Source organism: Acidiphilium sp. 34-64-41 (assembly GCF_002282635.1).
Lineage (GTDB): Bacteria > Pseudomonadota > Alphaproteobacteria > Acetobacterales > Acetobacteraceae > Acidiphilium > Acidiphilium rubrum.
On record NZ_NCJX01000001.1, the window covers coordinates 125,388 to 148,660 of the forward strand.

Sequence of the window (23,273 nt, forward strand, 5' to 3'; positions counted from 1 at the left end):
TTGCTCGGGGGGCCATGAAAAAGGGGAGCCGAAGCTCCCCTTTCAAGCGAGAGTGATACGCCGCAGCTTACGGTGCATGACCCAGATTGACGGTGTTGGGGCTGGTCACGGCACCGCCGATGGCACCGACGCCGCCGCCGATCAACGCGCCCGTGGCGGCCGAACCGCCGGTCGCCGCACCGATGATCGCACCGGTGCCGGCCCCGATCGCACCGCCCGAAAGCGCGCGCGAGCCCGGCGTGTAGCCGCAGGCGGCAAGGCTGAGGGCCAGGGCTGCGAGCAGCGCCGGCGTCGCGAAGTGTCGGATCGTCAGGGTCCGTTTGGTTGACTGGGTCATGGTTGTTCTCCTTGTTACTCGGTCTGAATGAGTCGAGTTGATAACGTCTCATTCTTTGCAACGCCGTTACCGGGTGATGTCGGCAATGTAACGGCGCTGCTGTGGCAGCATCATGGCAGGCCCCGGCCTTGTTATGCATCCCCGCAGAGGGTAATCGGTCGGCGTTCTGGATAATTGGTTCGCATCCTCGCCAGACAACACCTCTGGCTGACGCTCCGCGGAAAGGGTTCCATGTTTTCTCGGCTTCTCGGGCTCATGTCTGCCGACATGGCCATCGATCTCGGCACGGCCAACACTCTGGTCTACGTAAAGGGGCGCGGCATCGTGCTCGATGAGCCCTCGGTCGTCGCGATCGCCGAGGTCAAGGGGCGCAAGCAGGTTCTCGCGGTCGGCGAGGAAGCCAAGCACATGCTCGGCCGCACCCCCGGCAACATCCAGGCGATCCGCCCCCTGCGCGACGGCGTGATCGCCGATTTCGAGGTGGCGGAGGAAATGATCAAGCATTTCATCCGCAAGGTCCACAACCGTAAATGGGGCGCCTCGCCGCTCATCATCGTGTGCGTCCCCTCCGGTTCCACCGCGGTCGAACGCCGCGCCATCCAGGAATCCGCCGAAAGCGCCGGCGCGCGCAAAGTCCTGTTGATCGAGGAACCGATGGCCGCGGCAATCGGCGCCGGCCTGCCGGTCACCGAACCCTCCGGCTCGATGGTGGTCGATATCGGCGGCGGCACCACCGAGGTTGCGGTGATCTCGCTCGGCGGCATCGTCTATGCCCGCTCCGTCCGCGTCGGCGGCGACAAGATGGACGAAGCCATCATCTCCTACATCCGGCGCAATCATAACCTGCTGATCGGCGAATCCTCGGCCGAAAAGATCAAGCTCGAAATTGGTGCCGCCTGGTCCGATCCCTCGGCCCCCGGCGTGTGGCGCGAGGTGAAGGGGCGCGACCTGATCAACGGCGTGCCGCGTGAAGTGCGGGTCAGCCAGGCGCAGATCGCGGAAAGCCTGGCCGAGCCGGTCAGCCAGATCGTCGAGACCGTCAAGGTCGCCCTGGAAAACACCCCGCCCGAACTCGCCGGCGACATCGTCGACAAAGGCATTGTGCTCACCGGCGGCGGCGCGCTGCTGCACCGGCTGGACGATGTCCTGCGCGAAGCGACCGGCCTGCCCGTGGTGGTGGCCGAAGAACCGCTGCAATGCGTCGCACTCGGCACCGGCCGCGCGCTGGAGGAGTTGAAACGCCTGCGCACCGTGCTTTCATCCATGTATTGATACGGCATACTGATACGGCATCATCTCGATCGGGGGACAGACGCATGGCGATCCGTAAAATTCTGCTGCCGCTGGCCGGCATTGCCTCCGCCCGCGGCGCGCTCACCACGGCCCTGATGTTGTCGGAGCGCTGGCGCGCCCATCTGCACGCGCTGCACGTCCGCACCGATACCCGCGATGTCGCACCGTTGGCCGGCGAAGGCCTGTCCGGCGCGATGATCGAGGAAATGATGGCGAGCACCGAAAAAGAGGGCAACAGCGAAGCCACCGCCCTCAGCGCCCTGTTCACCCAGGAAACCGCCGCGCGCGGCATCGCGGTCGGCGCGCCGGTGCGCGCGGCTGATGGCGCGGTGCGCGCCGCCTCCGCCCGCTTTTCCTCGGTGGTCGGGCGTGAGGAGGAGTTGGTCGCCGGCGAAGCCCGCCTGTCGGACCTGATCGTGGTGCCGCACCCGAAATCGGCCGAGGAAGTCGCATCGGCCGACGCGCTCCACGCCGTGCTGTTCGATAGCGGCCGCCCTGCCCTGATCGCACCCGTCGGCGTGCCCACCACCATCGGCACCCGCATCGCGATCGCCTGGAACGGCACCGCTGAAAGCGCCTCCGCCGTCGCCTCGGTGCTGCCCTGGCTGGCCGATGCGACAGCGGTGCGGATCTTCCATTCGCCCGACTACCAGCGTCAGGGCCCCGGTGCCGACAAACTCGCCGCCTTCCTCGAACTGCACGGCATCACTGCCGATGCCACCGAATTCCGCGCGATCGATCGCAACGCGGGTACCGGCCTGCTTAATGCGGTCGAGGCCTATGGCGCGGATCTGCTGGCGATGGGTGCCTATTCCCACTCGCGCCTGCGCCAGCTCATCCTCGGCGGCGTCACCCGCCATGTGCTGGAGCACGCCAAACTCGCCGTGCTGATGAACCGGTGAGCATGTTCGGCGTCGAGGACGCTGCGACCGAAGCCGCGATCCGCGCCTACGTGAAGCTGATGCGGGCGAGCCATGCGGTCAACGCACGCACAGCCCCCCGCCTGATCGCCGCCGGCCTGACCCACACCCAGCTCGGCGTGCTCGAAGCCCTGCTGCATCTCGGCCCCCTCACCCAGCGCGACCTGTCGCGCAAGATCTTGACCAGCCCCGGCAATCTGACTGATGTGATCGACAAGCTCGCCAAACGCGACCTGGTCGCCCGCGTCGCCTGCAAGGAGGACCGCCGCAGCGTCCGCGTCGTCCTGACCGAGGCTGGCCGCGCCTTTATCGAATCCCTGTTCCCCGGCCATGCCGCCGATATCGGGGCCGCCATGTCCGGCGTGACGGGCGAGGATCTCGCCACGCTGGATCGGCTGCTGCGCCGCCTCGACATCGCGGCTGGAGACGATTGACCTCGCGTCCAGTCATCCTATATCATTCGATATCGAACTATAACATGCGCTCAGCCGCATCAGGAGATCATCGATGATCGAGCTACGCCCCTTCGACAGTATCGGCCGCTTCCGCAACGAGTGGCTCAACGCCCACCATCATTTCAGCTTCGGCGGTTATCACGACCGCGCGCGGATGGGCTGGGGTGCCCTGCGGGTCTGGAACGATGACGAAGTCGCCCCCCACGCCGGGTTCGACCCGCACCCGCACCGCGACATGGAAATCATCACCTTCATCCGCCAGGGCGCCATCACCCACAAGGACAATCTCGGCAACGAGGGCGTCACCCGCGCGGGCGATGTGCAGGTGATGCATGCCGGCACCGGCATCACCCATGCCGAATACAATCAGGAAGACGAACCCACCCGCCTGTTTCAAATCTGGGTGATGCCGGACCGCACGGGCGTCGAACCCGGCTGGACCAGCCGCGAATTCCCCCGCGCCACCGGCACCGGCCTGCACATTCTGGCCGGCGGCCGCCCGGGCGATGCCGCAAGCGGCGCCCTGCCCTTATACGCCGACGCCGCGGTTCTGGCCGGCCGTCTGGCCCCCGGCGAGCGCACCACCTACACGATGGAGCCCGGCCGCGCCGCCTATCTGGTCGCCCCGCAGGGCAGTTTCACCGTCAACGGCGTCGCCGCTTCAGCACGCGACGGCGTCGCAATCAGCGATGAACGCGCGATCGTGATCGAAGCCGGCGCCATCGAGACCGAACTGGTCCTTGTCGATGTGCGCTCATGAAACGAGTTTCATCTGCACAACCTGCCCACGGTTAGAATCGTCCCTATATCGCACCCAAGGTCATCGATCCGTTACGCGAATAGTGTAGAAACACGAAACGAATGACGCGATCGGGCCACCGGTTCGCTGCGTTCCCGCGTTCCGACAATTTTCGTTTCGTCCTCCTGCGGCCAATCAACGGCCGGCCAACCATAAGGATAGCTTGTATGACATCGTTCCTCGCACGCCGCCGGCCGCATCGGATCGCGACACTCTCGGCCGTGCTCCTCGCCGGAACCTCGCTCGCAATCGCGACTCTGCGCCCCGCCATCGCGGACGACCAGTCCCTCAACGCCACCGCCAAGGTCCAGCAGGACTACAAGCCGCTGCCCAGCTTCGCGCCCTTGGTCAAGGACGTCAGCCCCGCGGTCGTCTCGGTGACCGTTCACCTGAAAGTCCAGAATGCCGACTCGATGGGCGGCGGCGCACCCCACGGCATGCCGATGCCGTTTCCCTTCCCCTTCCCGCAACCCCAGCAGCCCCAGGCGGTCGAAGCCAAGGGCTCGGGCTTCTTCATCAGCTCCTCGGGCTATCTGATCACCAACAACCACGTCGTGAAAAACGCCAAATCGGTGTTCGTCACCCTGCTCGATGGTCAGCGCCTGGTCGCCCACGTCGTCGGCACCGACCCCGGCACCGATCTCGCCGTGCTGAAAGTCTCGCGCTCCAAGCCGTTCCCCTATCTCGAACTCGGCGATTCCGCGAAAGTCACACCCGGCCAATGGGTGATCGCGATCGGTAACCCGTTCGGCCTGGCCGAAACCGTCACCACCGGCGTGGTCTCCGCCCTCGGCCGCGACATCGGCGATGGCGAGTACGACAGCTTCATCCAGGTCGATGCCCCGATCAACGAAGGCAATTCCGGCGGCCCGCTGCTCAACCAGCAAGGCCAGGTGATCGGCGTCAACACCGCCATCCTCACCCCCACCGGCGGCTCGGTCGGCATCGGCTTCTCGATCCCGTCCGACATGGTCAAGCGGATCAGCACCGAACTGATCAAACAGGGCCACATCACCCGCGGCTTCATCGGCGTGCAGGTCCAGCTGATCAGCCCGGAAATGGCGACCGCCATGGGGCTGAAAAGCGAAAACGGCAAGGCCGATGGCGCGCTCGTCGCCGAAACCGTGCCGAACGGCCCCGCCGCCAAGGCCGGGCTCAAGCCGGGCGATGTCATCACCCAGGTCGATGGCAAACCGGTCACCAACCCGCGCGACCTCGCGCTGGCGATCTCCGAGATCAAGCCCGGCGATCCCGCGCACGTGCAGTATCTGCGTGACGGCAAGGCCAACACCACTGCGGTCACCGTCGAAAAAATGCCCGCCAACGCCCAGGCCGCCTTCAACGAAGGCCCCGGCAGCAAGGGCCATGGCGCCGCCAACAAGCCCGAACTCGGGCTCACCCTGGCGCCGCTGACCGAATCCGATCGCCAGCAGCTCGACCTGCCGATGTCGAGCAAAGGTGCCGTGGTCGCCGGCGTCCTGCCGAACTCCCCCGCCGATGAGGCCGGGCTCCGTTCGGGCGATGTCGTCGTCGGCGTCGGCAGCACGCCGGTCGAGAATCCCGGCGACGCCATCAACGCGATCCACAAGGCCGAGGCCCAGAAAGCCAAGGCGATCGCGCTGCGCGTCATGCGCGGCAGCCAGGCCATCTTCGTCGCCGTGCCGCTGCCCAAGCCGGGTGCCAAAAAATAACCGGGCACGCCGTTCTCCCACCATCGCGCGCGGCGGAATCTCTCTCTACCAACCGCCGCACGCTCAACCGGATCATAGCAAACACGCCCCCGACCCTTGCAGGTCGGGGGCGTTTCTGATCTGACCACCCGAGAATTGCCCGTTTATTTGAGGTCTACCCCATGCGTCCCGACCAATCCGCCCCGCCGAACACCGCACCCGCCACCGCCGGCCGCGCCGCCAACGGCCTCGCCGCCCTCGAAGCCGAAAGCATCGAAATCATCCGCGAAGCCGCCGCCGGCTTTCGCACCCCGGTGATGCTGTATTCGATCGGCAAGGACAGCTCGGTGATGCTGCATCTCGCGATGAAGGCGTTCTACCCCGGCAAGCCGCCGTTCCCCTTGCTGCATGTCGATACCGGCTGGAAGTTCCGCGAAATGATCAGCTTTCGCGACCGGATCGCCGCAACCCACGGGCTCGAGCTGATCGTCCGCACCAATGCCGAGGCCGCCGCCCGCGGCATCAACCCGTTCGACCAGACCGCCTCGACCTACACGACCATCATGAAGACCGAAACGCTCAAAGCCGCGCTCGATGAATTCGGCTTCGATGCCGCGTTCGGCGGCGCCCGGCGCGATGAGGAAAAATCCCGCGCCAAGGAACGCATCTTCTCGGTCCGCACCGCCACCCACGGCTGGGACCCCAAAGCCCAGCGACCCGAATTATGGACCCTGTTCAACACCCGCCTCACCCCCGGCCAGTCGATGCGGGTGTTCCCGCTGTCGAACTGGACCGAGGCCGATATCTGGAACTACATCGCCGCCGAAGCGATCCCGGTCGTGCCGCTCTATTTCGCCAAGCCCCGCCCGGTGGTGCAGCGCGGCAGCCAATGGATCATGGTCGATGACGACCGCCTGCCGCTCCGCCCCGGCGAAACACCCGAACTGCGCAGCGTGCGCTTTCGCACCCTCGGCTGCTACCCGCTCACCGCCGCGGTCGAATCCACCGCGACCACGCTCGATGCTGTCATCGCCGAAATGCGCGCCTCGCGCGTCTCCGAGCGCGAAGGCCGCCTGATCGACCACGACGATTCCGCCGCGATGGAAAAAAAGAAGCGGGAAGGGTATTTCTGATGAACGACATGACCGCGCTCGAACCCCGCACCCTGCTCCGCCTGCTCACCTGCGGCTCGGTCGATGACGGCAAATCCACCCTGATCGGCCGCCTGCTGTTCGATACCGACAACATCCCCGACGATCAGCGCGCCAGCCTCGAACGCGATTCCCGCAAATTCGGCACCGATGGCGCGAATATCGACTATGCCCTGCTGGTCGATGGGCTGGAGGCCGAGCGCGAACAAGGCATCACCATCGATGTCGCCTACCGCTTCATGGCAACCCCACGCCGCAAATTCATCATCGCCGACACGCCCGGCCACGAGCAATACACCCGCAACATGGCCACCGGCGCCTCGACCGCGCAGCTCGCCATCCTGCTGGTCGATGCCAGCCAGGGCCTGCTGACGCAAACCCGCCGCCACGCCTTCATCGCCGATCTGCTCGGCATCCGCCACGTCGTCCTCGCCGTCAACAAGATCGATCTGATCGGCCACGACCAGGCCCGCTTCGATGCGATCGCGCATGATTTCGCAACCCTCGCCGCCCGCTTTCACTTCCACACCATCACCACCATTCCCGTCTCCGCCCGCCATGGCGACAATGTGGTCCACCGCAGCGCCGCAATGCCCTGGTACCAGGGCCCGACCCTGCTCGAACATCTGGAGGCGATCGAACCCGCCACCGCGCAGACCGGCCCGTTCCGCTTTCCGGTGCAATGGGTCAGCCGCCCGGATGCCGATTTCCGCGGCTATGCCGGCACGGTCGCCGGCGGCGCGATCCACCCCGGCGATGCCGTCATCGTCGCGGCATCCGGCCGCACCAGCACCATCGCCCGCATCGTCACCGCCGATGGCGACCGCAGCATCGCCACCGCCGGCGACGCCATCACGCTCACTTTGGCCGATGAGCTCGACATCTCGCGCGGCGACATCCTCGCCACCCCCGATAGCCGCCCGGACGTCGCCGCCCAATTCGCCGCCGATCTCGTCTGGATGAGCGCGGCACCCCTGCTGCCCGGCCGCCCCTATATCGTGCGGATCGGCACGGCCAGCGTCTCCGGCGTGGTCTCGAAAATCCGCCACAAGGTGAACGTCAATAATTTCGACGAGCTCGCCGCCGACCAGCTCACCTTGAACGAGGTCGCCCTGGTCAACCTGGCCCTCGCCGCCCCGGTCGCGTTCGATGCCTATCAGGATAACCGCCGCACCGGCGCCTTCATCCTGATCGACCGCGTGACCAACGAAACCGTCGCCGCCGGCATGATCCGCCACGCGCTGCGCCGCGCCAGCAACATCCACACCCAGGCCCTCACGATCGACCGCTCAGCCCGCGAGGCACGCAACGGCCACCGCCCGGCGATCCTGTGGTTCACCGGCCTGTCCGGCTCCGGCAAATCGACCATCGCCAATCTGCTGGAAACGAAGCTGCACCTGCTCGGCGCGCACACCTACCTGCTCGATGGCGACAACATCCGCCACGGCCTCAACCGCGACCTCGGCTTCACCGATGCGGACCGGGTGGAAAACATCCGCCGAGTGGGCGAGGTCGCCAAATTATTCGCCGATGCCGGCATGATCGTGCTGGTCAGCTTCATCTCGCCGTTCCGCGCCGAACGGCAGATGGCGCGCGAACTGGTCGAGCCCGGCATGTTCCACGAAGTCTTCGTCGACACCCCGATCGAAATCTGCCGCCAGCGCGACCCCAAAGGCCTCTACCGCAAGGCGGACGCCGGCCAGATCCGCAATTTCACCGGCATCGACAGCCCCTACGAACCCCCCGAAGCGCCGGAGTTTCATCTGCAGACCGCCACATCGACGGCCGATGATCTCGCGGACGGTTTGATCGCGGCGCTCCGTGTGCGTCTTGGATTTCCGATCTGAGCGCAATTCTGTCGGAAAACTTTACACTTCGTCATATAAGCCATGGGACAAAATCGATAACTATATGATATTGTTTCGTTAATTGAATTGGCACTCTTTTTGCTAACGGCAGAGACGCTGTTTGTTTATTGTTATTCAAGGAGAGGCTGCCATCATGAAGCTTAAATCATTCATTCTCGTCGGAGCTGCCATAGCGGCGTTCGGAACGGTCTCCGCGCAGGCTGACACGATCAATTCCCTAACGGCACAATATTTCTCGGTTGCACCAGGTGCGGATTTCGGCAGCCAGCCGATCGACGGTGTTTATACCAACATGGTGCAATCACAGCTCGGTCCCGACGGTCTGCCCGTCTATAATTCCAGCTATGGCGGAACGGCAGTCAATGACGTCAATAGCAATGGCGAATTGACGTGGTGGACCCCCTCGACGACAACCGGAGTCACCGCGACCGGCACCAACACCGTATCGCTGCCTTACAACAACACGTCTTTCTTCCCGCCCAACGGTACGGGCTCTAACGACACCACTTCATTCCAAACAGCAGTCTTTACCGGCCGATTCACCCTCGCATCCGCCGAGAAGCTGACCTTTAATCTGGGTGCGGACGACGACGCATTCCTGTATGTCGACGGCACGATTGTCGCTGATCTCGGCGGCATCCACGGGGATTCCTCGCTCCCGACCATGACCACGACTCTGGCTGCCGGCAGTCATACGCTCGAACTTTTCTATGCAGACCGTCAACAAACCCAGGCCGCGCTGACGTTCGGGATCACGACAACCGGCGTAACGATCACGCCAGTGCCGGAACCCGGTTCGCTCGCCGTCCTGGGTACCGCAATGGTGGGCCTCGGCCTGGTCCTGCGACGTCGCAAGCGCGCCTAAAGATCAGAAGCCACAACACGATCCGAACGCGCCCAGTCAGATGGGCGCGTTTTTTTCTGGCGCCGGTACGATCTCTCTACGACGCAGACGTAATTATTTCAGGCAAATCTCGCGGCTGATGCGCCGCAACGAGAGCTGAATTGACAACGGGTAACGCGAAATCGACGAAGAGCAGACGCATCTCAATGAATTCGAATAAGAGCGCTCGCCTGAAGCCCGGAGACATTTTCCGCCGGACTTCTATTCAGTAAAGGCCATTAAACCCTTGATAATCGGACGAATTTTAGACAACACCCAACTCAAGCTCGCCAAACGTCGTTACGGTTTACTTTGAACAAACAGAGCGTCTTCAAGCAACTAACGGTGCCCGTAGCGCCGCCGTGCGTGCCCATGATTCGGCGACGTCTTCGTCGAACAATTCAGCGAGTTTCTTCATCATGGTGCCGCCAAGCTCCTCGGCATCCACTAACGTCACGGCGCGGCGGTAGTAGCGGGTGACGTCGTGGCCGATGCCGATGGCGGTGAGTTCGACCAGGTCGCGGCTTTCGATTTCGCGGATGACGTCGCGCAGGTGGCGTTCGAGGTAGTTGCCCTGGTTGACCGAGAGGGTGCTGTCGTCGACCGGGGCGCCATCGGAGATCACCATCAGGATGCGGCGGTGTTCGGGGCGGGCGAGCAGGCGGCGGTAGGCCCAGGCGAGGGCTTCGCCGTCGATGTTTTCCTTGAGCAGGCCTTCGCGCAGCATCAGGCCGAGGTTGCGCCGGGCGCGGCGCCAGGGCTGATCGGCGGCTTTGTAGATGATGTGGCGGAGGTCATTGAGGCGGCCGGGGTTGCGGGGTTTGCCTTCACCGACCCATTTTTCGCGGCTTTGGCCGCCCTTCCAGGCGCGGGTGGTGAAGCCGAGGATTTCCACCTTCACGGCGCAGCGTTCGAGGGTGCGGGCCAGGATGTCGCCGCACATGGCGGCGACGGAAATGGGTCTGCCGCGCATCGAGCCGGAATTGTCGATCAGCAGGGTGACCACGGTGTCGCGGAACTCGGTGTCGCGTTCGCGTTTGAACGACAGGGGCAGCAACGGGTCGACCACGACGCGGGCCAGGCGGCCGACATCGAGCAAGCCGTCCTCGAGGTCGAACTCCCAGGCGCGTTGTTGTTGCGCCAGCAAGCGGCGTTGCAGGCGGTTGGCGAGTTTGGAGACAACGCCGTGCAGATGCTGGAGTTGCTGGTCGAGTTGCTGGCGCAGCCTTGCCAGTTCCTCGGTATCGCATAATTCGTCGGCGGCGATTTCCTCGTCGAACGCGCGGGTGAAGGCGCGGTAGGCGGTGGTCGGGTCTTCGGGGATGGGTTTGCGGCGCTGCTGCGGGCCGGCGGGGGCTTCATCGGCGGCGGCGGCGTTGTCGTCCTCGGTTTCCTCGTCGGCTTCGGCTTCGGCTGATTCCGCCTCGGTCGCTTCCGGGGCTTCGGACATCGGCTGGTCCTGGTCCTGCTGGCTCTGGGTCTCGCCTTCGCCGGCATTGTCCTGTTGCAGGGATTGCTCGCCCTGGTCGCCGGCGTCTTCACTGTCGTCGCCCTCCTCCGAGGAGGTTTCGGCTTCGGCGAGGTCCATCGCGGCGAGCAGGCGGCGGGCGGCGCGGGCGAAACCGTCCTGATCGGCGCGCTCGGCGGCGAGATCGTCGAGGGCGGATTCGGCATCCGCGGGCAAGGTGCCGCGCCAGAGGTTGAGGATGTTGCGGGCGACTTCGGGCACCGAGGCGGGGTCCATCCGTTCGCGGACCAGCAAGGCGAGCGCCTGGGCGGTGGGGAGTTGCTCGCGCCGGCTCATGCGGTCGAGACCCTCGGCTTCGGAATCATCGTGCAATTTGCGGTGCAGATTGGCGGCGACACCATCCATGAAGGCGGCGCCGACGATTTCGACCCGGGCCTGTTCCAGCGCGTCGTAAGCGTCGCGCGCTTCGCGGGCGACCGGGGCGCGGTTGGCGTGGACCGCATCGTCGTGATGGCGCAATCGCAACGCCATGGAGTCGGCGATGCCGCGCAGGCGCGCTATTTCCGCCGGGGGCAGCGCGCGGGTGGGCGATGGCAGGCGGGCGCGCTTGCCGGCGAGGCCGGCGGCGCCAGGCTGGTAGGCGACTTGCACCTCATCGCTGCCGGCGATGGCGCGGACGGCGCCGGCGGTGGCGCGCTTGAAATCCTCGCTGCGGGATTGCTCGCCGGCCATCAGATCTTGCGCGGATGCACGCCGGTTTCGACCTCGGCATTGAAGCAGCGCTGGTAGTATTCGGCGACCGTGCTGCGTTCCGCCTCGTCGCATTTGTTGAGGAAGGTGAGGCGGAAGGCGAAGGCGATGTCGTTGAAGATTCTGGTGTTTTCGGCCCAGGTGATCACGGTGCGCGGGGACATCACGGTCGAGATGTCGCCGTTGATGAAGCCGGCGCGGGTTAGATCGGCCAAAGCCACCATGCTTTCGATTTTCTTTTTCTCGGCGGTGTTGGATGCCTCGATGCCGAGCTTGGCCATCACGATCGACACCTCCTGCGCGTGCGGGAGATAGTTCAGCGTGGCAACGATGTTCCAGCGGTCCATCTGGCCCTGGTTGATCTGCTGGGTGCCGTGATAGAGACCCGTCGTGTCGCCGAGGCCGACCGTGTTGGCGGTGGCGAACAGGCGGAAGGCGGGATGCGGGCGGATCACGCGGTTCTGGTCGAGCAAGGTGAGCTTGCCCTCGACCTCGAGCACGCGCTGGATCACGAACATCACGTCCGGCCGGCCGGCATCGTATTCATCGAACACCAGGGCGCACGGATGCTGCAACGCCCACGGCAGCAAGCCCTCGCGGAACTCGGTGATCTGCTTGCCGTCCTTCAGCACGATCGCGTCCTTGCCGATCAGGTCGATGCGGCTGATGTGGCTGTCGAGATTGACGCGGATGCAGGGCCAGTTCAACCGCGCGGCCACCTGCTCGATATGGGTGGATTTGCCGGTGCCGTGATAGCCCTGGATCATGACGCGACGGTTGAGCGCGAAACCTGCGAGAATCGCGATGGTGGTCTCGCGATCGAACTTATAGGTGTCGTCGATCTCGGGGACATGCTCGGTGCGCTCGGAAAACGCCGGCAACTCGAACCCGCAATCAATGCCGAATACCTCGCGCGAGGAGACGCGACGGTCCGGCAGATTGATCGCCGAAGTCGGCACGCCACGGGCTTCAGGCAAAGCGGCAAGATTGGTCATCGATCGGGCTTCCTTTTATCCTGGTTCGGTAAACTACTCGCCACGGCGCAGTCTGCAAGGGTGGGTGGGTGCTTGGGGACGGTAAGAAGGCCAGGGGGCTCTGCCCCCTGGACCTCCGTTAAAGGCGGAGCCTTTAAAATCCATTAGTTTTAGGGGTAGGGAGGGCGGCTGCCGGGCTTTCAAACAGTGTGGTCTGGACGCCCTCCCTACCCCTAAAACTAGCGGGTTCTAAGGGCTGAGCCCTTAGTGGGGGGTTCGGGGGGCAAAGCCCCCTGATCTTCTTGCTGTCCTCACGCACTCGCCCCCACTGGCAGATGGGTGCGGATGGCGGCGTAGGCGAGGTTGATGGTTTTGAGGCGTTCTTCGGCGGCTTTATCGCCGCCGTTGGCGTCGGGGTGGTGTTGTTTGGCGAGGGTTTTGTAGCGTGTGTGTGCGGCTTCGCGCGAGGTTGGCCAGTCGAGGCCGAGGATGGCGAGGGCTTCGCGGATTTCGGGTGGGGCGCGTTCGGCGTCGGGCGTGGTGCGGGCGCGGCCGATGCCGGCGAAGGCGGCGAGTTCGGCTTCGAGGGCTTCGCTGATGCCGCCGTTGCGGCCGAGCGGCCAGGTGGGGCGTTGCCAGCCGGTATCGTTACGGAGGTTCGATTCGATTTCGCCGGGGCTCATGCCTTTGTAATAGTCCCAGCCGGCGTTGTAGGCGCGGACGTGTTCGAGGCAGAACCAGTGGTATTCACGCAGGGATTCGCGCGATTTGGGGGCGCGGTAGTCGCCGGCGTTGTGGCAATCGGGGATATCGCATTCGCGGCCCGGCGCATCGGGATCGGGCGCGAAGGCGCGGACGCGGCGGGTGGAGCGGGAGAAGGGAGGCGCGGGCATGGATGCTAATTTGCCCTTTGTGCGCAACTTGGCAACCGTTGAAAGCCAGCGCACAATCCACCTATGACAAACCGTACCGATCGAATCCGCGCCGTTCTGACATCGGCGTTTGCGCCCGAGGTGCTCGAATTGAAAGACGACAGCGCGAAACATGCGAACCATGCGCATCGAATGAGCGAACCCGGTCATGCGCCGGCGGTTGGCGAGACGCATTATCGGCTGGCGATGATTTCGACGAAGTTTGCGGGGATGAATCGGGTGGCGCGGTCGCGTGCCGTGCATGAGGCGCTGGATGCGGAGTTCAAATCCGGCCTGCATGCGCTGGCGCTGGATCTGAAGGCGCCGGGCGAGTGATGGGTGTTGGCGGTCAAGTCAGAAGGCCAGGGGGCTCTGCCCCCTGGACCCCCGCCAGGAACTTAGTTCCTGGACCTCATCAGTTTAAGAGTGGAGGGGGCGTGCTCGGGGTTTCAAGTGTACCGGACTTGATGCCCCCTCCACTCTTAAACTGTCGGGGTCTGGGGCCTAAGGCCCCGTCACGCGTAGGCGTGCTGCGCACGACGGGGTCCAGGGGCGGAGCCCCTGGCCTTTTTACTTAAGCGCCCATGACCCTCCTACTCGACCGGCGGTTTGCGGCGTTGTTTTGGTGTCAGGCGTTTGCGGCGTTCAATGATAATTTTTTGAAGACGGCGCTGGCGGTGTTGATTTTGTATCGGGCGCATGGGCAGTCGGCTTTGGTGGCGTTGGCGGGCGCGGTGTTTATTGTGCCGTTTTTGTTGGTTTCGGGGATTGCCGGGGAGATGGCGGACCGGTTCGACAAGGCGGTGCTGGCGACGCGGATTAAGGCTGTCGAGATTGTGGCGGCGGGGTTGGCGGTGGTGGGGTTTCTGACCCAGTCGGTGCCGGTGTTGTTTGTGGCGTTGCTGGCGTTCGGGGTGTTGGCGGCGTTGTTCGGGCCGGTGAAGTATGGGTTGTTGCCGGATTTGCTGGAGACGGCGCGGTTGCCGTTTGCGAATGCGCTGGTGGATTTCGCGACGTTTCTGGCGATTTTGTTGGGGACGGCGCTGGGCGGGTTGCTGGGGGCGCGGGATCCGCTGGTGTTGGCGGTATTGGTGATGGGGTTTTCGGTGCTGGCGTTTGGTGCGGCGCGGTTGATTCCTCGGCCGGGGGCGGCGCGGCCGGATTTGGTGTTGCGGGGGAATCCGGTGGCGGCGTCGCGCGATTTGTTGCGATCGTTGCGGCAGCCGGCGCGGTTATGGCGGGCGGCGTTGGTGAATACGTGGTTCTGGTTTGCCGGGATTGTGGTGCTGACGTTGTTGCCGGTGATGGTCAAGGATGTGCTTCATCGCGGCCCCAATGCCGTGACATTGGCGCTGACGATGTTTTCGCTGGGGGTTGGGGTGGGTAGTTTTGGTGCAGCGCGGAATATGCGGGGACGGATTTCATTGGCGACGGCGCGGAGCGGCACGATTTCGCTCGCATTCGGGGCGTTTCTGGTTGCCGGGATCGCGACCCCCGGGCATTTCGGTTTTGTGCTGACCGCGCTGTTCATCATCGCGGCCGGCGGCGGCCAGATCGCGGTGCCGAGTTTCGCGGCGGTTCAGGCGTGGTCCGACCCTGGGGCGCGGGCGCGGGCGGTGGCGGGCACCAATATATTGTCGGCCGCGGCGATGGTGGGGGCGAGTTTGGTGTTGACCGTTCTGCTGCATGTCGGCGTTGGCGTGCGGCCGATTTTTGCGGGGCTCGGAGTGATCGCGTTGGTCATGGTGGCGTTGCTGCACCGGTGAACTGGGCGGGGCGTTTTTCGGCGAAGGCGCGCACACCTTCGGCGAAGTCTGGCGTGCGGCCCATGGTGCGTTGCAGGTCGCGTTCGAGGTCGAGTTGGGCATCGAGGCTGTTGGTGGCGGCGGCGTTGAAGGCTTGTTTCATTGCGGCGATCGCCTGGGTGGGTTTGGCGGCGACGCTGGTGGCGAGGGCGAGGGCGGCTTGGGCGAAGCCGGCATCGGGCAGGCAGCGCCAGATCAGGCCGATCGCGGCGGCTTCGGTCGCGGTGATGGTTTCGCCCAGCATGGCGAGGCCGCGGGCGCGGGCATCGCCCACCAAATGCGGCAGGAAGAAGGTGCCGCCGGCATCCGGGATCAGGCCGATGCGGATGAAGGCCTCGGTGAAATTGGCGGATTCGCAGGCGATCACGATATCGGCGGCGAGGGCGAGGTTGGCGCCGGCGCCGGCGGCAACGCCGTTGACCGCGGCGATGATGGGTTTCGGCAGCGCGCGCATGCGGCGGACCAGCGGGTTGTAGTGTTGATCGATCGCGGCGCCGAGGTCGCGCTGCGTGCCGCCGAGGTTCTGCATGAGGTCGGCGCCGGAGCAGAAGCCGCGGCCGGCGCCGGTGAGCAGGACGGCGCGGATGGTATCGTCGGATTCGATCGCGGTGAAGGCTGCGGCGAGGGCTTCGTGGACGGCGGGGTTGAGGGCGTTGAGTTTTTCCGGGCGGTTGAGGGTGAGGGTTCGCACCGCGCCCTCGGTATGCACCAGTAGTTCGTCAGCCATCGTCGCATCCCCCATTGCGTTTCTGTGGTCATTGTGGCGCAGCATGACGTTTGCGGCAATGAGGGGTTTTGATGATTTCGATTGCGATTCATGGCGGGGCGGGCACGATGCGGGCGGCGGATCTGACCGCGGCGATGACCGAGGCGCGGCATGAGGGGTTGCGGGCGGCGTTGCGGGCGGGGTGGTCGGTGCTGCGCGGCGGCGGTGCGGCGCTCGATGCGGTGAGTGCGGCGGTGTGTGCGCTGGAGGATGATCCGCTGTTCAATGCCGGGCATGGCGCGGTGCTGACCGATGCCGGCACGATCGAGATGGATGCCGGGATCATGAACGGGGCGGATCGTCGGGCCGGGGCGGTGGCGGGGATTTGCGGGCCGCGCAACCCGGTGCTGGCGGCGCGCGCGGTGATGGAGACGACGCCGCATCTGCTGATGATCGGCGCGGGGGCGCATGGCGTGGCGCGCGATGCCGGGTTGGTGTTCATGCCGGACGCGTATTTCGAGACGCCGAACCGGCGGGCGGCGCTGGAGCGCGAGATGGCACGGCGGGCGGCGGGGGCGCCGGATACGCGGTCCGACGCGGATCGGCATGGCACGGTGGGTGCGGTGGCGCGGGATGCTGGTGGGCATTTGGCGGCGGCGACATCGACCGGCGGGATGACCGGCAAGCGGTCTGGTCGGGTGGGTGATACGCCGGTGATCGGGGCTGGGACCTATGCCGATGATGTGTGCGCGGTGAGTTGCACTGGCACCGGCGAGGTGTTCATTCGGTACACGGCGGCGGCGGAGATTGCGGCGCGGATACGCTATAAGGGCGAGGCGATTGCGCAGGCGGCGGGCGATGTGATTGGCGAACTTGAGGGGTATGGTGGGGATGGCGGGTTGATTGCGCTTGGGCGGGCTGGAGAACCGGCGCTGCCGTTCAATTCATCGGGCATGTATCGCGGGTATGTCGATGCCGAGGGGCGGTTGTGTACGGCGATTCACCGGGAGGCGTTTCGGTACGGCTGATCGCATGATGGGAAGCGATTCTCCTTGTAGATAATGTAAAATTGCATTATTATTGCGTTCGGTTTTGGAGAAACATCATGACCGCGCTGACCGTTACCGCTCGGGGACAAGTTACGTTCCGCAAGGATGTGCTGCGACACCTCGGCATCCGGCCGGGCGACATGATCGAGGTGGACAAGCTGCCGAACGGGACGGTGGCGCTGCGGGCCGCGCGTCCGGCAGGATCGATCGATGGGTTCGTCGGTTTGCTGGCGGGTAAAACCACAAAAATCGCCACGATCGAGGAGATGAACGAGGCCATGGCAGCAGGCTGGGCGGGCGATCCGTGAAAATTACGGTCGATACCAATGTCCTGGTGCGGGCGGTGGTGCAGGACGACAAGAGACAGGCGAAATTGGCCGTGGATCTCTTGAAATCGGCAGACATCATCGCGGTTGCCGGGTCCTGCCTGAGCGAGTTCGTGTGGGTGCTGCGTCGGGTTTACGGGTTCGGGCAGAGCGAGATTTCGGCGGCAATCACTGCGTTGCTTGCCGCCGGCAATGTGGTGGTCGATCGGCCGGCTGTCGATGCGGGGCTGGCTGTGCTGGATGCGGGTGGTGACTTCGCCGATGGCCTGATCGCCTACCAGGGACGCTGGCTTGGTGGCGAAAATTTCGTTTCGTTCGATAAGAAGGCGGTTTCGTTGTTGGCGGGGCACGGTTCGTCGGCTCGGCTTCTGGAATGATCAACCACACCGATTGTCAAAGGCCAGAATCCAGCAACAGGTCGCCGGATGATGAATGCATGAGCATTTTGATAAGACTCGTATGATGGCCAAGTCGCACGTTGTGGTCGGGATCGCAGCGTGGGTCGTTGCCGCATCCCTGCTGCATCGCGCGCCGCTCGACCCGATCGACCTCGGCCTCGTGATCGCGGGTTCGCTGCTGCCGGATATCGACCACCCGCAGTCCTGGGTCGGGCGGCGGACGCGCCCGGTTTCGACGGTGATCGCGCGCAGTCTCGGGCATCGCGGCATCACCCATTCGGCAATCGCGGTGGGCGGGCTGGTCGCCGCCTTGCTATGGGCGGGGCAACGGCGCGATGCGGTCACTGCACTCGCCATCGGCTATTTGTCCCATCTGGCGGCGGATATGCTGACCCCGCGCGGGTTACGCCTCGCATGGCCGCTGCGGCGAAGCTGGGGCTTTCCACTCTGCCGCACCGGGTCGCCGGCGGAGGCGCTGATCGTGTTCGGGCTGGTCTGCGGGCTCGCGTGGTGGGTGGTTTCCCATCATATCCTGCGGATCGGTTCATGACACGCGGCACGCCCATGCACGCAATATGCTTGCGCCGATCCCACGGGAAAGCTACCTGAAACTACGGTTTTGTTTGAGGAATATTGTGATGGGTTACAAGGTTGCGGTTGTTGGTGCCACCGGTGCGGTCGGGCGTGAAATGCTCAAGACGCTGGCGGAGCGCCAATTTCCGATTACCGACGTGGTCGCCCTCGCTTCGCCCCGCTCGGCCGGGCAGCAGGTGAGCTTCGGCGAGGACCAGGTGCTGACCGTGCGCAACCTGGAGACCTATGATTTTCACGGCACGGATTTCGGCTTCTTTTCGCCGGGTGCGGAGATTTCCGCGATCCACGCGCCGCGCGCGGGCGATGCCGGCTGCATCGTGATCGATAACACCAGCCAGTTCCGGATGGACCCCGACGTGCCGCTGGTGGTGCCGGAAGTGAACCCGCAGGCGCTGGATAAATTCGCCGCCCGCAAGGATTGGCGCCGGATCATCGCCAATCCGAACTGCTCGACCATCCAGATGGTGGTGGCGCTCAAGCCGCTGCACGATAAATTCACGGTGCGGCGCGTTGTGGTTTCGACCTATCAATCGGTGTCGGGCGCCGGCAAGGAAGGCATGGACGAACTCGAACGCTCGACCAAGGCCACCTACGTCAATGACTACGGCGCGCCCGAGATTTTCACCAAACCGATCGCCTTCAACGTGATCCCGCACATCGACCGCTTCATGGCCGACGGCGCGACCAAGGAAGAATGGAAAATGGCAGTCGAAACCCGCAAGATTCTCGACCCCGATATCGCGGTGATCGCCACCTGCGTGCGGGTGCCGGTGTTCATCGGCCACGCCGAGGCCGTGCATGTCGAATTCGCTAACCCGGCGCCGCTGGAGAAGGCGCGCGCAGCACTGCGGCACTTCCCCGGCATCATCGTGTTCGATGAGCGCGACGACGGCGGCTACATCACCCCGTTCGAATCGCAGGGGGAAGATGCCGTGTACGTGTCGCGCCTGCGCGTCGATTCGACCGTGCCGCACGGGCTCGCGTTCTGGTGCGTCGCGGATAATCTGCGCAAAGGTGCTGCCCTCAACGCCGTGCAGATCGCCGAAACCATGATCGCGCGCGGCCTGATGGGACGCAAAGCAGCATGATCGCCCCCGACATGGAATTGACGACTACGCCGTTGTCGGCCTAAACCGCACCCCGGCGGCGGACGTAGCTCAGTTGGTAGAGCGCCAGGTTGTGGTCTTGGATGTCGTGGGTTCGAAACCCATCGTTCGCCCCATTTTTTCCCCATCATATCGGTTGGGCCGGAGCCCTCGGCGGGACAAGGACAGGGGCTCTGCCCCTGGACCCCGCCAAAGGCGGAGCCTTTGGAATCCACTAGTTTTAGTCGGGGAAGGGCGATGCCCGTGCCTTTCAACGGCATATGCGTGGATCGCCCTTCCCCGACTAAAACTAACGGGTTCTAAGGGCTCCGCCCTTAGTGGGGGTCCAGGGGGCAAAGCCCCCTGGCCTTCTGTTCCCCCGAACACTCCGGCCGACCCGAGATGACGGCGGTGTACGGATTGATCCTGGCCGGCGGGGCGGGGCGGCGGTTGGGGGGGGTGGACAAGGCATTCGTGGGTTTGTGGGGGCGGCCGTTGGTGGCGCATGTGGTTGAGCGCCTGGCGGGCCAAGCGGAGGGGCTGGTGATCAGTGCGGCGGGCGATGTATCGCGGTTCGATTTGTTTGGGTTGCCGGTGGTGGGGGATGGCGCGCATCGCGGCAAGGGGCCGTTGGCGGGGTTGTTGGCGGGGTTGCGCTGGGCGGCGGCGCTTGGGGGTGATTTCGTGGTGAGTGTGCCGGTCGATACGCCGTTTGTGCCGCTCGATCTGGTGGCCCGGCTTGGCGATGGGCCAGCGGTGGCGGCGTATGGCGGGCGGGTGCATCATTTGGTTGCGCGGTGGCCGGTGGCGGCGGCGGGGGCGCTGGAGGAGTTTTTATGTTCGGATGGGCCGTATCGGGTGTCGGATTTCGCGCGTGGGTTGGGGATGCGGGTGGTTGAGTTTGCGGATCGGCGTGATCCGTTCATGAATATCAACACGCCGGAGGATTTGGCGTTGGCCGAGGGGTTGCGATGCTGAGTCAATTCACCGGCGAGTTTTTATATGCGGTGGTGGCGTTATTCGTCATTATCGATCCGGTCGGCACCGCGATCCTGTTTGCCGGGCTGACGGTCCATGATGATGCGGCGAAGCGGCGCAGCATTGCGAAGCGCGCCTCGGTGATCAGTTTCGTGGTGCTGCTGATTTTCGGCCTGGCGGGTGAGAAGCTGTTGCGTCTGCTCGGGATCGGGATTCCGGCGTTGCAGATTGCCGGCGGGGCGCTGCTGTTTTTATCGGCGAAGGACATGGTGACGGCGAAGGGCGAGTTGCGCGCGACCGATGAGGAAAAGGCGGCGGCGAGCAACACGACCGAGGACATCAGCGTGTTTCCGCTGGCGATTCCGCTGATTGCCGGGCCGGGCGCGATGACGACGATGGTCCTGCTGCATGCCAAGGCGAACGGCGCGCCGGGGGCGATTTTCGCGATCAGCCTGGGTCTGGCAGCGTTGATTGTGGCGACGCTCGTGGCAATGCTGTCGGCCCGCGCGCTGGCGCGGCTGATGGGAACGACCGGGGCAAGCGTGGTCGGGCGCGTGCTGGGCATTCTGGTGGCGGCGCTTGCGGCGCAGTTCATTCTGGAGGGGTTGCAGACCGCGCTGCATCTGGGCTGAGCGATTGTTCGAAGCCGAAAAATCTGCTTGTTTTCAATAATCTACCCGAAATCCGGTTGACCCGGTAGCGTCTCTCTGGCACGCTCGCGAAAACGGGAGGCGGGATTATGACGAGGTCCGAACTGATCACCGCGCTGGCGGCGGATCATCCACATCTGACGCTCGCGGATGTGGAACGCATTGTTTCCGCCTTGTTTGATGAAATGACGGCGAGTTTGGCCCGTGGCGACCGGGTGGAGTTGCGTGGATTCGGGGCGTTTTCGGTCAAGCGGCGCCAGGCGCGGGCCGGGCGCAATCCGCGCACCGGCGAGACGGTGGATGTGACGGAAAAGACCGTGCCGTTTTTCCGCGCGGGGCGGGAATTGCGCGAAATGATCAATGCTGGCATGGCCGTAGCCGAGGTCGCGGCGAGCGAAGCGCCGAAGCGGAAAGGGATCAAACGCTGAAATTCGTCCGGTATTTTATTGCTTTTCTGGTACTGCTGGTGCTCGTGGTGTTTCTGCTGTCGAACCGCAGTGCCGCGCTTATCGACTTCTGGCCGTTCGGTACGCTGGGGGCGGCGCCGATCGGCGCCATCGTGCTGGTGGCGTTTGCGCTGGGCGTGCTGATCGGCATGCTGCTGCTGGTGCCGCATCGGCTTCGCGCGCATCGCCGGGCACGGCGGGCGGAAAAGCAGGTCGCGGCGATGCAGGCCGCCCAACCGGTGGCACCGGTGATGACCACCACGACAGCGCCACTTTCGTTGCCGCCGGCGCGTTGACGCCGGTTGTGCTCGAGCCAGCCAGGAACTTGCCTCATAATCGACTGATCACCGCGATCGATACCGGTGATGCCGCGCGGGCGCGCGAGCTGGTGGCGGCGGTCGGGCCGCATTGCGGGTTGATCAAGCTGGGGCTCGAGGCGTTCAGCGCCCTCGGCCCGGCGGTGTTTGCCACGAGCGGTGGCTATCCGGTGTTTCTGGATGTGAAGCTGCACGATATTCCCAACACCGTCGCGGGCGCGGTGCGGGCGTTGCTGCCGTGCCGCCCGGCGATGCTGACGATCCACGCCGCAGGTGGGGCGGCAATGATCGCCGCGGCACGCGAGGCGGCCGAAAATGCGGGCGATGCGCGGCCCTTGCTGCTGGCGGTAACGGTGCTGACCAGTCTTTCCGCCGGCGAATTATCACAGACCGGCGTTGCCGGCGGGCCGCGCCAACAGGTGTTGCGCCTGGGGCGCCTGGCGTTGAACGCCGGGGCGGATGGGCTGGTATGCAGCGCCGCGGAAATTTCGGTCCTGCGCGATGCATTCGGCGCGGCGCCGGTTCTGGTCGTGCCGGGCATTCGGCCCGCGGGTGCCGGGCACGGCGATCAGGCCCGGGTGGCGACACCACAGGAGGCCGTGGCGGCAGGCGCCAGCTACATCGTGGTCGGCCGGCCGATCACCCAGGCTGCCGATCCGGCGGCGGCAGCGGCGGCCATCGCCGCCTCGATCGTCTGATGGCACGCACAAAAATTTGCGGCATCAACACGGCGGCCGCGTATCGCGCGGCGGTCGAGGCCGGGGCGGATTGGGTCGGGTTGAACTTCTACCCGCGCTCGCCACGCTACATCACCGGCCCCCAGGCCGCCGCATTGGGCGCCGATGGCACCGTGCCACGGGTGGGACTGTTCGTCGCGCCCGATGCCGCAATGATCGCCACCGTGCTCGCGGCGACCTCGCTGGATATCCTGCAACTTTACACCGACGCGGCAACCTGCCGCACCCTGCGGGCCGCGTTCGGCCTGCCAGTGTGGCGCGCCGTGGGCGTGGCAACCGCAGCAGACCTGCCGACCGATGACGAGGGACTGGACGGGTTCATCATCGAATCCAAGCCCCCCGCCGGCGCCGACCGCCCCGGCGGCAACGCCGTGGTCTTCGACTGGTCGGTGACGCAAGACTGGCAAGCCCCCTCCCCCTGGCTGCTCGCCGGCGGCTTGACACCCGACAACGTGGCCGAGGCCATCGCCCGCAGCGGCACAACAGCCGTCGATGTATCATCAGGCGTCGAAACCACACCAGGCCTGAAATCGTCCGACCTGATGCAGCACTTCGTGCGCGCAGCGCGCGGCGCGTGATACCGGCGGGATTGGGCTTGGCGCTTGGAGCAAGCAAGGCGGGGGGCTTTGCCCCCTCGACCCCCACTAAGGGCGGAGCCCTTAGAACCCGCTAGTTTTAGGCAAGGGGAGGGCGCTGCCTCGGT

26 protein-coding genes and 1 tRNA gene are annotated in these 23,273 nt (G+C 65.0%); 22 read left to right on the top strand and 5 right to left on the bottom strand.

Annotated elements, in window-relative coordinates; translation table 11 throughout:
* Nucleotides 1–67: 67 nt before the first annotated feature.
* Nucleotides 68–337 (bottom strand): YMGG-like glycine zipper-containing protein, encoded by a 270-nt coding sequence (locus B7X49_RS00570; RefSeq protein ID WP_029311337.1) that lies wholly within the window; start codon nucleotides 335–337, stop codon nucleotides 68–70.
* Nucleotides 338–568: 231 nt separating this feature from the next.
* On the opposite strand from B7X49_RS00570, the gene B7X49_RS00575 reads away from it, so the two are divergent.
* The 8 genes from B7X49_RS00575 to B7X49_RS00610 all read left to right on the top strand — a co-directional run bounded on the left by B7X49_RS00575 (nucleotide 569) and on the right by B7X49_RS00610 (nucleotide 9,358).
* Nucleotides 569–1,609 carry a rod shape-determining protein gene (locus tag B7X49_RS00575; RefSeq protein WP_029311338.1) on the top strand — a complete coding sequence of 347 codons (1,041 nt, stop codon included), beginning with the start codon at nucleotides 569–571 and terminating at the stop codon, nucleotides 1,607–1,609.
* 44 nt (nucleotides 1,610–1,653) lie between these two features.
* Complete coding sequence (locus B7X49_RS00580) at nucleotides 1,654–2,532, top strand: universal stress protein (protein WP_286702371.1); 879 nt, start codon at nucleotides 1,654–1,656, stop codon at nucleotides 2,530–2,532.
* A gap of 2 nt (nucleotides 2,533–2,534) precedes the next feature.
* Complete coding sequence (locus B7X49_RS00585) at nucleotides 2,535–2,984, top strand: MarR family winged helix-turn-helix transcriptional regulator (RefSeq protein WP_286702431.1); 450 nt, start codon at nucleotides 2,535–2,537, stop codon at nucleotides 2,982–2,984.
* Between the two features lie 73 nt (nucleotides 2,985–3,057).
* A complete protein-coding gene (locus tag B7X49_RS00590) occupies nucleotides 3,058–3,765 on the top strand; it encodes a pirin family protein (protein ID WP_286702372.1) in 708 nt (235 codons plus the stop codon).
* 206 nt (nucleotides 3,766–3,971) lie between these two features.
* Entirely contained in the window at nucleotides 3,972–5,495 is a 1,524-nt protein-coding gene (locus B7X49_RS00595) for a Do family serine endopeptidase (protein WP_286702373.1), read from the top strand.
* Nucleotides 5,496–5,656: 161 nt separating this feature from the next.
* Nucleotides 5,657–6,607: a sulfate adenylyltransferase subunit CysD gene (gene cysD, locus B7X49_RS00600; RefSeq protein ID WP_286702374.1), complete on the top strand. Its 951-nt coding sequence runs from the start codon at nucleotides 5,657–5,659 to the stop codon at nucleotides 6,605–6,607.
* On the top strand, nucleotides 6,607–8,472 hold the full coding sequence (gene cysN, locus B7X49_RS00605) for a sulfate adenylyltransferase subunit CysN (RefSeq protein WP_286702375.1): 1,866 nt from the start codon (nucleotides 6,607–6,609) through the stop codon (nucleotides 8,470–8,472). The genes cysD and cysN overlap by 1 nt, the downstream gene beginning before the upstream one ends.
* A 154-nt stretch (nucleotides 8,473–8,626) precedes the next feature.
* Entirely contained in the window at nucleotides 8,627–9,358 is a 732-nt protein-coding gene (locus tag B7X49_RS00610; protein WP_286702376.1) for a PEP-CTERM sorting domain-containing protein, read from the top strand.
* 349 nt (nucleotides 9,359–9,707) lie between these two features.
* On the opposite strand, the gene cobT is transcribed toward B7X49_RS00610, so the two are convergent.
* The 3 genes from cobT to B7X49_RS00625 form a co-directional block, all read right to left on the bottom strand.
* Nucleotides 9,708–11,576: a cobaltochelatase subunit CobT gene (cobT, locus tag B7X49_RS00615; RefSeq protein ID WP_286702377.1), complete on the bottom strand. Its 1,869-nt coding sequence runs from the start codon at nucleotides 11,574–11,576 to the stop codon at nucleotides 9,708–9,710.
* Nucleotides 11,576–12,589: a cobaltochelatase subunit CobS gene (gene cobS, locus B7X49_RS00620; RefSeq protein ID WP_286702378.1), complete on the bottom strand. Its 1,014-nt coding sequence runs from the start codon at nucleotides 12,587–12,589 to the stop codon at nucleotides 11,576–11,578. The genes cobT and cobS overlap by 1 nt, the downstream gene beginning before the upstream one ends.
* 290 nt (nucleotides 12,590–12,879) lie before the next feature.
* Complete coding sequence (locus tag B7X49_RS00625) at nucleotides 12,880–13,461, bottom strand: DnaJ domain-containing protein (protein ID WP_029313305.1); 582 nt, start codon at nucleotides 13,459–13,461, stop codon at nucleotides 12,880–12,882.
* A gap of 63 nt (nucleotides 13,462–13,524) precedes the next feature.
* Here B7X49_RS00625 and B7X49_RS00630 point away from each other — a divergent pair, with 63 nt between their 5' ends.
* Nucleotides 13,525–13,815 carry a BolA family transcriptional regulator gene (locus tag B7X49_RS00630; protein ID WP_286702379.1) on the top strand — a complete coding sequence of 97 codons (291 nt, stop codon included), beginning with the start codon at nucleotides 13,525–13,527 and terminating at the stop codon, nucleotides 13,813–13,815.
* A gap of 248 nt (nucleotides 13,816–14,063) precedes the next feature.
* On the top strand, nucleotides 14,064–15,245 hold the full coding sequence (locus tag B7X49_RS00635) for an MFS transporter (RefSeq protein WP_286702380.1): 1,182 nt from the start codon (nucleotides 14,064–14,066) through the stop codon (nucleotides 15,243–15,245).
* Here B7X49_RS00635 and paaG read toward each other — a convergent pair.
* Nucleotides 15,220–16,011: a 2-(1,2-epoxy-1,2-dihydrophenyl)acetyl-CoA isomerase PaaG gene (paaG, locus tag B7X49_RS00640; RefSeq protein ID WP_286702381.1), complete on the bottom strand. Its 792-nt coding sequence runs from the start codon at nucleotides 16,009–16,011 to the stop codon at nucleotides 15,220–15,222. The two genes, B7X49_RS00635 and paaG, sit on opposite strands and share 26 nt — an antisense overlap.
* A gap of 71 nt (nucleotides 16,012–16,082) precedes the next feature.
* Between paaG and B7X49_RS00645 the strand changes: the two genes are divergently transcribed.
* The 12 genes from B7X49_RS00645 to B7X49_RS00700 all read left to right on the top strand — a co-directional run bounded on the left by B7X49_RS00645 (nucleotide 16,083) and on the right by B7X49_RS00700 (nucleotide 23,148).
* Nucleotides 16,083–17,018, top strand: coding sequence for an isoaspartyl peptidase/L-asparaginase family protein (locus B7X49_RS00645; protein ID WP_286702382.1), 936 nt, complete (start codon nucleotides 16,083–16,085; stop codon nucleotides 17,016–17,018).
* Between the two features lie 77 nt (nucleotides 17,019–17,095).
* Nucleotides 17,096–17,347 carry an AbrB/MazE/SpoVT family DNA-binding domain-containing protein gene (locus B7X49_RS00650; protein ID WP_286702383.1) on the top strand — a complete coding sequence of 84 codons (252 nt, stop codon included), beginning with the start codon at nucleotides 17,096–17,098 and terminating at the stop codon, nucleotides 17,345–17,347.
* Nucleotides 17,344–17,742, top strand: coding sequence for a type II toxin-antitoxin system VapC family toxin (locus B7X49_RS00655; protein ID WP_286702384.1), 399 nt, complete (start codon nucleotides 17,344–17,346; stop codon nucleotides 17,740–17,742). The genes B7X49_RS00650 and B7X49_RS00655 overlap by 4 nt, the downstream gene beginning before the upstream one ends.
* An 85-nt stretch (nucleotides 17,743–17,827) precedes the next feature.
* Nucleotides 17,828–18,313 carry a metal-dependent hydrolase gene (locus tag B7X49_RS00660; protein WP_286702385.1) on the top strand — a complete coding sequence of 162 codons (486 nt, stop codon included), beginning with the start codon at nucleotides 17,828–17,830 and terminating at the stop codon, nucleotides 18,311–18,313.
* 88 nt (nucleotides 18,314–18,401) lie between these two features.
* A complete protein-coding gene (locus tag B7X49_RS00665; protein ID WP_286702386.1) occupies nucleotides 18,402–19,445 on the top strand; it encodes an aspartate-semialdehyde dehydrogenase in 1,044 nt (347 codons plus the stop codon).
* A 58-nt stretch (nucleotides 19,446–19,503) separates the two neighbouring features.
* Nucleotides 19,504–19,579: transfer RNA gene (locus B7X49_RS00670), tRNA-His, on the top strand.
* Between the two features lie 265 nt (nucleotides 19,580–19,844).
* The gene (mobA, locus tag B7X49_RS00675; protein ID WP_286702387.1) at nucleotides 19,845–20,420 is read left to right on the top strand and encodes a molybdenum cofactor guanylyltransferase MobA; all 576 of its coding nucleotides are present in this window, start codon (nucleotides 19,845–19,847) and stop codon (nucleotides 20,418–20,420) included.
* Nucleotides 20,414–21,052, top strand: a complete 639-nt coding sequence (locus tag B7X49_RS00680; protein WP_029313295.1) for a MarC family protein — start codon at nucleotides 20,414–20,416, stop codon at nucleotides 21,050–21,052. The genes mobA and B7X49_RS00680 overlap by 7 nt, the downstream gene beginning before the upstream one ends.
* 107 nt (nucleotides 21,053–21,159) lie before the next feature.
* Complete coding sequence (locus B7X49_RS00685; RefSeq protein ID WP_051657568.1) at nucleotides 21,160–21,498, top strand: integration host factor subunit beta; 339 nt, start codon at nucleotides 21,160–21,162, stop codon at nucleotides 21,496–21,498.
* A gap of 38 nt (nucleotides 21,499–21,536) precedes the next feature.
* Entirely contained in the window at nucleotides 21,537–21,812 is a 276-nt protein-coding gene (locus tag B7X49_RS00690; RefSeq protein ID WP_286702388.1) for a lipopolysaccharide assembly protein LapA domain-containing protein, read from the top strand.
* 29 nt (nucleotides 21,813–21,841) lie between these two features.
* Nucleotides 21,842–22,531 carry an orotidine-5'-phosphate decarboxylase gene (gene pyrF, locus B7X49_RS00695; protein ID WP_286702389.1) on the top strand — a complete coding sequence of 230 codons (690 nt, stop codon included), beginning with the start codon at nucleotides 21,842–21,844 and terminating at the stop codon, nucleotides 22,529–22,531.
* Nucleotides 22,531–23,148: a phosphoribosylanthranilate isomerase gene (locus tag B7X49_RS00700; protein ID WP_286702390.1), complete on the top strand. Its 618-nt coding sequence runs from the start codon at nucleotides 22,531–22,533 to the stop codon at nucleotides 23,146–23,148. Before pyrF ends, B7X49_RS00700 begins: the two co-directional genes overlap by 1 nt.
* Nucleotides 23,149–23,273 lie beyond the last annotated feature (125 nt).

Bases quoted from the DNA above. Each gene is read 5' to 3' on its own strand.
- B7X49_RS00570 (WP_029311337.1), bottom strand. From the start codon at position 337: ATGACCCAGTCAACCAAACGGACCCTGACGATCCGACACTTCGCGACG.
- B7X49_RS00575 (WP_029311338.1), top strand. From the start codon at position 569: ATGTTTTCTCGGCTTCTCGGGCTCATGTCTGCCGACATGGCCATCGAT.
- B7X49_RS00580 (WP_286702371.1), top strand. From the start codon at position 1,654: ATGGCGATCCGTAAAATTCTGCTGCCGCTGGCCGGCATTGCCTCCGCC.
- B7X49_RS00585 (WP_286702431.1), top strand. From the start codon at position 2,535: ATGTTCGGCGTCGAGGACGCTGCGACCGAAGCCGCGATCCGCGCCTAC.
- B7X49_RS00590 (WP_286702372.1), top strand. From the start codon at position 3,058: ATGATCGAGCTACGCCCCTTCGACAGTATCGGCCGCTTCCGCAACGAG.
- B7X49_RS00595 (WP_286702373.1), top strand. From the start codon at position 3,972: ATGACATCGTTCCTCGCACGCCGCCGGCCGCATCGGATCGCGACACTC.
- cysD (WP_286702374.1), top strand. From the start codon at position 5,657: ATGCGTCCCGACCAATCCGCCCCGCCGAACACCGCACCCGCCACCGCC.
- cysN (WP_286702375.1), top strand. From the start codon at position 6,607: ATGAACGACATGACCGCGCTCGAACCCCGCACCCTGCTCCGCCTGCTC.
- B7X49_RS00610 (WP_286702376.1), top strand. From the start codon at position 8,627: ATGAAGCTTAAATCATTCATTCTCGTCGGAGCTGCCATAGCGGCGTTC.
- cobT (WP_286702377.1), bottom strand. From the start codon at position 11,576: ATGGCCGGCGAGCAATCCCGCAGCGAGGATTTCAAGCGCGCCACCGCC.
- cobS (WP_286702378.1), bottom strand. From the start codon at position 12,589: ATGACCAATCTTGCCGCTTTGCCTGAAGCCCGTGGCGTGCCGACTTCG.
- B7X49_RS00625 (WP_029313305.1), bottom strand. From the start codon at position 13,461: ATGCCCGCGCCTCCCTTCTCCCGCTCCACCCGCCGCGTCCGCGCCTTC.
- B7X49_RS00630 (WP_286702379.1), top strand. From the start codon at position 13,525: ATGACAAACCGTACCGATCGAATCCGCGCCGTTCTGACATCGGCGTTT.
- B7X49_RS00635 (WP_286702380.1), top strand. From the start codon at position 14,064: ATGACCCTCCTACTCGACCGGCGGTTTGCGGCGTTGTTTTGGTGTCAG.
- paaG (WP_286702381.1), bottom strand. From the start codon at position 16,011: ATGGCTGACGAACTACTGGTGCATACCGAGGGCGCGGTGCGAACCCTC.
- B7X49_RS00645 (WP_286702382.1), top strand. From the start codon at position 16,083: ATGATTTCGATTGCGATTCATGGCGGGGCGGGCACGATGCGGGCGGCG.
- B7X49_RS00650 (WP_286702383.1), top strand. From the start codon at position 17,096: ATGACCGCGCTGACCGTTACCGCTCGGGGACAAGTTACGTTCCGCAAG.
- B7X49_RS00660 (WP_286702385.1), top strand. From the start codon at position 17,828: ATGGCCAAGTCGCACGTTGTGGTCGGGATCGCAGCGTGGGTCGTTGCC.
- B7X49_RS00665 (WP_286702386.1), top strand. From the start codon at position 18,402: ATGGGTTACAAGGTTGCGGTTGTTGGTGCCACCGGTGCGGTCGGGCGT.
- mobA (WP_286702387.1), top strand. From the start codon at position 19,845: ATGACGGCGGTGTACGGATTGATCCTGGCCGGCGGGGCGGGGCGGCGG.
- B7X49_RS00680 (WP_029313295.1), top strand. From the start codon at position 20,414: ATGCTGAGTCAATTCACCGGCGAGTTTTTATATGCGGTGGTGGCGTTA.
- B7X49_RS00685 (WP_051657568.1), top strand. From the start codon at position 21,160: ATGACGAGGTCCGAACTGATCACCGCGCTGGCGGCGGATCATCCACAT.
- B7X49_RS00700 (WP_286702390.1), top strand. From the start codon at position 22,531: ATGGCACGCACAAAAATTTGCGGCATCAACACGGCGGCCGCGTATCGC.